Annotated in this window: 6 protein-coding genes; 1 reads left to right on the forward strand and 5 read right to left on the reverse strand. The window is 74.0% G+C overall.

The window, feature by feature from the left end; genetic code table 11:
* Positions 1-70 precede the first annotated feature (70 nt).
* From M8C11_RS26490 to M8C11_RS26505, 4 genes are all read right to left on the reverse strand, one after another.
* Entirely contained in the window at positions 71-1,354 is a 1,284-nt protein-coding gene (locus tag M8C11_RS26490) for a citrate synthase (protein ID WP_013286008.1), read from the reverse strand.
* 176 nt (positions 1,355-1,530) lie between these two features.
* Entirely contained in the window at positions 1,531-3,576 is a 2,046-nt protein-coding gene (locus M8C11_RS26495; RefSeq protein ID WP_252454033.1) for a sulfatase-like hydrolase/transferase, read from the reverse strand.
* Positions 3,569-4,984 carry a methyltransferase domain-containing protein gene (locus M8C11_RS26500; protein ID WP_252454035.1) on the reverse strand — a complete coding sequence of 472 codons (1,416 nt, stop codon included), beginning with the start codon at positions 4,982-4,984 and terminating at the stop codon, positions 3,569-3,571. Before M8C11_RS26500 ends, M8C11_RS26495 begins: the two co-directional genes overlap by 8 nt.
* Positions 4,981-5,139, reverse strand: coding sequence for a hypothetical protein (locus M8C11_RS26505; RefSeq protein WP_018787270.1), 159 nt, complete (start codon positions 5,137-5,139; stop codon positions 4,981-4,983). The genes M8C11_RS26500 and M8C11_RS26505 overlap by 4 nt, the downstream gene beginning before the upstream one ends.
* A 182-nt stretch (positions 5,140-5,321) precedes the next feature.
* Here M8C11_RS26505 and M8C11_RS26510 point away from each other — a divergent pair, with 182 nt between their 5' ends.
* Positions 5,322-5,723, forward strand: a complete 402-nt coding sequence (locus M8C11_RS26510) for a VOC family protein (RefSeq protein ID WP_252454037.1) — start codon at positions 5,322-5,324, stop codon at positions 5,721-5,723.
* Between the two features lie 33 nt (positions 5,724-5,756).
* Here the strand turns inward: M8C11_RS26510 and M8C11_RS26515 are convergent, their stop codons facing one another.
* The gene (locus M8C11_RS26515; protein ID WP_252454039.1) at positions 5,757-6,482 is read right to left on the reverse strand and encodes a helix-turn-helix transcriptional regulator; all 726 of its coding nucleotides are present in this window, start codon (positions 6,480-6,482) and stop codon (positions 5,757-5,759) included.
* Positions 6,483-6,605: the final 123 nt, after the last annotated feature.

Raw genomic sequence — 6,605 nt, forward strand, 5'->3', positions numbered from 1 at the left:
CGGGCGGGGGCGCGTACGGGAAAGGCCGCCGGCCTCCGGACGGAGGCGGCGGCCTTTCGCCGGGGTTGGGTCAGCGCTGGGCGGCGGGGACGTAGTCCCGCTCGGTGGCCCCGGTGTAGATCTGCCGCGGGCGACCGATCTTGGTCTCCGGGTCGTTGATCATCTCGCGCCACTGCGCGATCCAGCCGGGCAGCCGGCCGAGCGCGAACAGTACCGTGAACATCTTGGTCGGGAAGCCCATGGCCTTGTAGATCAGGCCGGTGTAGAAGTCCACGTTCGGGTAGAGCCGCCGGGACACGAAGAAGTCGTCGGCGAGCGCGATCTCCTCCAGCTGCACCGCGAGGTCCAGCAGCGGGTCCGGCTTGGCCATCCGGCCGAGCACGTCCTGGGCGGCCTTCTTCACGATGGCGGCGCGCGGGTCGTAGTTCTTGTAGACCCGGTGCCCGAAGCCCATCAGCTTCACGCCGTCCTGCTTGTCCTTCACCTTCTGCACGAAGGAGCGGACGTCGCCGCCGTCGGCCTGGATCTTCTGGAGCATCTCCAGGACGGCCTGGTTGGCGCCGCCGTGCAGCGGGCCGAACAGCGCGTTCACGCCGGCCGAGACCGAGGCGAACAGGTTGGCGTTGCTGGAGCCGACCAGCCGCACGGTCGAGGTGGAGCAGTTCTGCTCGTGGTCGGCGTGCAGGATGAACAGCATGTCCAGCACCCGGGCCACCACCGGGTCGACCTCGTACGGCTCGGCCGGCACGCCGAAGGTCATCCGCAGGAAGTTCTCGACGTAGCCCAGCGAGTTGTCCGGGTACAGCAGCGGCTGCCCGATCGACTTCTTGTACGCGTACGAGGCGATGGTGGGGACCTTCGCCATCAGCCGCACCGTGGACATCTCCACGTGCTCGGAGTCGAACGGGTCCAGGCTGTCCTGGTAGAAGGTCGAGATGGCGCTGACGGCCGAGGAGAGCACGGCCATCGGGTGCGCGTCGCGGGGGAACCCGTCGAAGAAGCGGCGCATCTCCTCGTGCAGCAGGGAGTGCCGCCGGATCCGCTCGCTGAACTCGGTGAGCTGCGTCTGGGACGGCAGCTCGCCGTAGATCAGCAGGTAGGAGACCTCCAGGAAGGAGGACTTCTCGGCCAGCTGGTCGATCGGGTAGCCGCGGTACCGCAGGATGCCGGCATCACCGTCGATGTAGGTGATGGCGGACGAGCAGGACGCGGTGTTCACAAAACCGGGGTCGTACGTGGTCATCCCGGTTTCCTTGAGCAGCTTGCTCACCCCGATCCCGGCGGGGCCCTCAACCGCGGACTGCACCGGCATCGACAGCTGCCCACCGGGGTGGTCGAGCTTGACTTCCGTCATCTGTTCCTCGCTTCGCCGGCAAGATCTTCGTTGAATTGCCTTCGCTTCTACCGTAATCACGGCGCGGAGAACACCGCTCGTCATGGTTTGAGGGTGAGGTGTGCGTCACCTGTTTCCCGGCCAGCCGGTCCGGAAACCGGATGGGAGCGCGGCCATGGGCACGTTCGGGAGGTCCGTCACGACAGCGTGAGCCGCCGCAGCGTCCCGTCGTCACCGACCCGGTAGAGGTCGAGCCGGTTGGCTCCGGCGGCGAACAGCCGGTCGTCGGCGAGCAGCGCCGCGAAGCGCCGTCCACCGGCGTCCGGCGGCACCACGGGCACCACCGCGCCGACCGTGCCGTTCACCGCCACGGCGAGCCGGGCGCCGTCGGGCACGCCGTCCGGCACGGTGCCCCAGACCAGCGCGGGCAGCCCGCCGCCGGCCGGGTCGACCGCGTCGAACGCGTCCCGGTTCGCCACCGTCGCGGACCCGCCTGCCGGCACGTCCCCGACCCGGGTGCCGACGAGCGGGTCGACCGGGAGCGGCGGGAGCGGGGCGGGCACGCCGCCGGTGACGGTGACCGGCTGGCCGGGGCGGTCGTAGAAGCGCTTGTCGGCCCGCTCGCGCGGCGCCGCCTTCGCCGACCGGCCGTCCATCCGCCAGGGCACCCGCATGTGCGTCTCGTCGGCGATCGTGGGCAGCAGGTCGACGTGCTCCCAGTTGCGGTCGTCCACCCGTCCGGCGCGCTGGCCGGGCTCCTTGACGAACATCGGCACCCAGGCCACCTCGTTCGCGGCGTGGTCGATGGCGTCCATCCCCCGGCCCTGCCAGTCCCGGCGGAAGCTCACCCCGTGGTCGGCGGTGACCACCACCAGCGCCTTGTCGTAGAGGCCGGTGGCGCGCAGCGTCCGCAGCGTCTCGCCGATCAGCCGGTCGGTGTAGCCGAGCTGCGCCAGGTGCCGGGCGCGGGCCAGGTCGACCCAGCCGGCGCCGTCGTTGGGCAGGTCCTCCGGCGCCGCGTAGTGCGCCCCGGACGGCAGGTACGCCCACGGCGAGTGCGGCATCAGCAGGTGCAGGAAGTGCAGCGTGGGCCGGGTGTCGGGGCGCAGCCCGGCGAGGAACGAGGTGAACCGGGCCGGCTGGTTGTCGTCGAGGGTGTCCCAGCGGAACTTCGGGTCGTCCGGCACCGGCTCGGCGGCGTCCAGCCCGGCCTCGGCGGCGGTCCGCTCGCGGTAGGAGTCCTCCGGGTCGACCCGGCTGTCCACCGGCGCGGCGATTCGGCCGAGCAGCCGGCCGCTCTCCCGGACCAGCACGCCGAGCCCCTGTTCCGGGGTGGTGGCCTGCTCGCAGCGGCTCGGCGGGCAGAGCCGGGTGATGCTCTCCTCGGCCTTGATCCGGTAGAGGCCGCCCAGCGCGGTGAACAGGTTGTCCGGGTACTGCGAGTAGTGCGGCGCCGCCCCCCGCTCCGGGTAGCGCCCGGTGAGCATCGCGGGCAGCGCGTAGGGCGTCCAGCCGCTGACGCCGGTGGCGTTGCGGTACCACGTCGACCCGCCGGCCAGCGCCGCGAAGTTCGGGTAGCGCTCGGCGTCGATCCGGCCGTCCGGGCCGAGCAGGGACACCAGCGGCAACTCGTCCAGCACGATCATGACCACCGGCGGGTGCGCGCCCGCACCGGCCACACCGGCCGCGCCGCCCTCACCGCGCGGCAGCACCACCGCCGACGCGGGCGAGGCGAACAGGAACAACCCGACGAACACCAGCGGCCCGGCGGCGGCGACCCGCAGCACCCGCCGGGGCGCCCGCCACCGCCGGTGCGCGGCCGCGCCCGCGGCTCCGGCCGCACCGGCGACGACAAGCAGGGGTACGCCCCGAAGCGGCGTGACGTGCCGGCCGACCTGGACCGCCAGCGCGGCGAGCAGCAGTCCCACGAGCGCGGTGTGCGCGACGGACCGGGTGAGGCGTCCGGCGGGCAGCGCGAGCGCGCCCAGCAGCGCGAACACCATGGTCGGCGCGAGCGCGATCAGGGCGACCAGCAGCAGCACGTCGGCCCAGGAGGCGCGGTGGAACAGGAAGAAGTCGGGGCTGCGGCCGAGCACGTCGAGCAGCGGCTGGGTGACCACCAGCCCGATCAGCGCGGCGACCTCGGCCAGCCGGGCCGCCTCGGCCCGCCACCAGGGCCGGCGCTCCCGGCGGTCCGGTCCGGCCGCGCGTTCCCGGGGTGGTGCGAGGGTGTCCTCAGCCACCCACCACCACCTGGTAGAGCGTGCGGGTGCCGGACGGCAGCTCGGTCCGGGCGACCACCCGGCCCCGGCGGGCCAGCAGCGCCTCGAAGGCGTCCCGCCGGTAGTCCGGGAACAGGCCGTCCGGCTTGTTCGCCAGCAGCCGGCGGGCCATCGGGTCGTCCGGGTGGACGAACTCCACCACCAGGCTGCCGCCGGTGGCGGTGAGCGCGGTCAGCTGGTCGAGCACCTCGGGCAGCGGCACGTTGCGCCCGATCGCCAGGTGGTGCACCACGGCCAGGGCCAGGACAGTGTCCGCGCGGGCCCGGTCGGCGAACGCGGCCCGCTCGACGCCGCGCCAGCCGCCGCCCGGCGACGGGTCGGCCAGGTCCATCACCAGCGGCAGGATCCGTGTCTCGCCCTCGTCGCGCAGCGCGCGGTAGAGCGTGTCGACCACTCCCGGGTCCTGCTCGACGGCGACGACGTGCGCGGCGTGCCGGGCGGCGATGCGGGCGTACCGGCCGTCGTTGGCGCCCAGGTCCAGCGCCGATCCTCCGCCGACGGCGGCCACCGCCCGGTCGACGAACTCCTCCTTGGCCTGCCGGTCCGGCACCGAGTACGCGCAGGTGCGCTGGTAGTCCGACCAGTGGCTGTCGCCGGGCCGGTGGTCGATCCGGCGGACCAGTTTCGTCAGCCCGCGTACCGTGGCCAGCGCCAGCTCCCGGGAGAACCCGGCGGCGCGCAACTGGGCGCGGACGTCGGTGGTGCTCGCGGCGGAGTTGCGGTTTTGCATGGCGCCGTGCAGGTGCACGTGGGTGGGGACGCCGGCTCGCCAGCGCCGGGCGCCGCCGAACAACCGCCGCATCTGGTCCGGCTCGACGCCGTCGACGCGGGCGCGCAGGAACGGCTGGAAGTCCAGCCCGAGGTGGGCCTGGATCAGCAGCGGGTAGAGCAGCGTCTGGCAGAACTGCCGGTAGCCGGCCCAGGGTTCGCCGTCGCGCAGCGCCTCGAACGAGCCGACGTCGATGAAGACGGGCCGGGCGCCGCGCCACTGCACGTTGTAGGCCGAGCCGTCCTTGGTGGTGAAGCCGGCTTCCAGGGCGGCCCGCAGCACGTCCAGGTGCAGCAGCGCGGCGTCGCGCAGCATCGCGTACGACCACTCGTAGGGGTGCGAGACGAACGGGATCCGCTCGTGCCGCAGCACCGCGGTCCAGGGCGCGTCGACCGGGGTCGGGGTCAGTTCCTCGGTGCCGACGATCTGCCCACTGGTGGTGGCCTGCCGGAAGAAGTCGGTGACCGCCAGCGCCCGCCAGTCGCGGGCCGAGCGCTCGTCGAGCCCGCGCAGCACCTCGTCGCCGCGGTGGAACACCCGGTTGCCTGGGTCGCGGAAGGAGCCGGGTTCGACGCGGACGCCGGTGTCGGGGATCGTCACGCCGCCGGGCCCTGGTCGGTGGGCTGACGCCGGAACCGGGACACCAGGCGGCGCCAGTAGAGCTTGGCGGCCACTGCCACCCCGGCCACCCCGCCGACCACCGCCTGCACGATGAGACTGCCGGATCCCGCGTCCAGGTAGGCCAGATGCGTCACGGCTGCTTTTCCTTCCCTCGCCGGTCATCGGTGCACGTCCGGAATGCGAGCTTTGTTACTCGAAGCCGGACTTGTCCCCCACCGTAACGTCTCGGCGACCGGCCGCGCGGCCACACCGGCCACTCGTCCCCCGTCCGATCCGTTCAAGACGGGCCGGGCCGGGCGCGCCTACCGTGGCCGGCATGACACCGCAGTTCGATCTGGTCGGGACCGTGGTCACCGACATGGCCCGCACGCTCGACTTCTACCGGCGGCTGGGGCTGCCGATCCCGCCCGGCGCCGAGACCGAAGGGCACGTCGAGGTCACCCTGCCGAACGGCGTACGGCTGGCCTGGGACACGGTCGAGACGATCCGCAGCTTCCACCCCGACTTCGACCCGTCCGGCGGCAACAACCGGATGAGCCTGGCCTTCCGGTGCGCCGACCCGGCCGAGGTGGACCGCTGGTACGCCGAGCTGACCGGCGCCGGGCACCACGGTGAGCTGCCGCCGTGGGACGCGTTCTGGGGCCAGCGGTACGCGGTCCTGCACGATCCGGACGGCAACGGCGTGGACCTGTTCGCCCCGCTGCCCACGGCCGAGTAGACGCGAGCCGGCTCGCGCGCGGCTCCGTGCCGGTCAGCTCGCCTGCGGGCGGCTCCGGGCCGGGGCGATCAGCCGGGTCGGGGGCACCCCGGCCAGCTCGCGCACCTCGCGGGTCAGGTGGGCCTGGTCGGCGTACCCGCTGCGCACCGCCACCTCGGCGAGCGGCGCGCCGGCGCGGGCCAGGTCCAGCGCGCGGCGCATCCGCAGGATGCGGGCCAGCGTCTTCGGGCCGTACCCGAACAGGGCCCGGCTGCGGCGGTGCAGGGCGCGCGGGCCGAGGCCGACCTCGGCGGCGGTCGCGGCGACGGTGGCCCCGGCGGCCAGGCGGGCGGCGACCCGCGCGCCGACCGGGTCGGGGCCGCCGGCCGCGCGCAGCCGGTCGCGGGCGACCCGGGTGAGCACCCCGGCAGCCTCGTCGCCCGGCGTGGCCAGCGCCGTCTCGACCCGCTCGGTCACCTCGGCGGCGGCGCGGCCCCACAGGTCGGCCAGCGGCACGCGGCGGTCCCGCAGTTCCTCGGCCGGCACCCCGAACACGGCCGGCCCGGTCCCCGGCGGCAGGCGCAGCCCGATCCACCGCTCCCCCGGCGCGGACCGCGACAGGTGCGCGGTGCGGTCCGGGCCGGCGACCAGCAGCCCGGACCGGCTGGACCAGAGCAGGTCCAGGCACCCGTCCGGCAGCACGCGCGTCTCGCCCCCACCGGAGACGCTGCCCCACAGCACCCCGCCGCGAATCCCCGCGACCTTCCACTCCCGGGACACGCTCCCCACCCTCCCACCCGGCCACCACCCCGTCGATCATGAAGTTGACGGCACCGGCGCCCGGCGTGTCGCGCCGCCAACCTCATGATCGACGGGATGTTCCTGGGGGTGGGGGGCCGGGGG

It is taken from the genome of Micromonospora sp. CPM1 (assembly GCF_023896895.1).
GTDB lineage: Bacteria > Actinomycetota > Actinomycetes > Mycobacteriales > Micromonosporaceae > Micromonospora > Micromonospora tulbaghiae.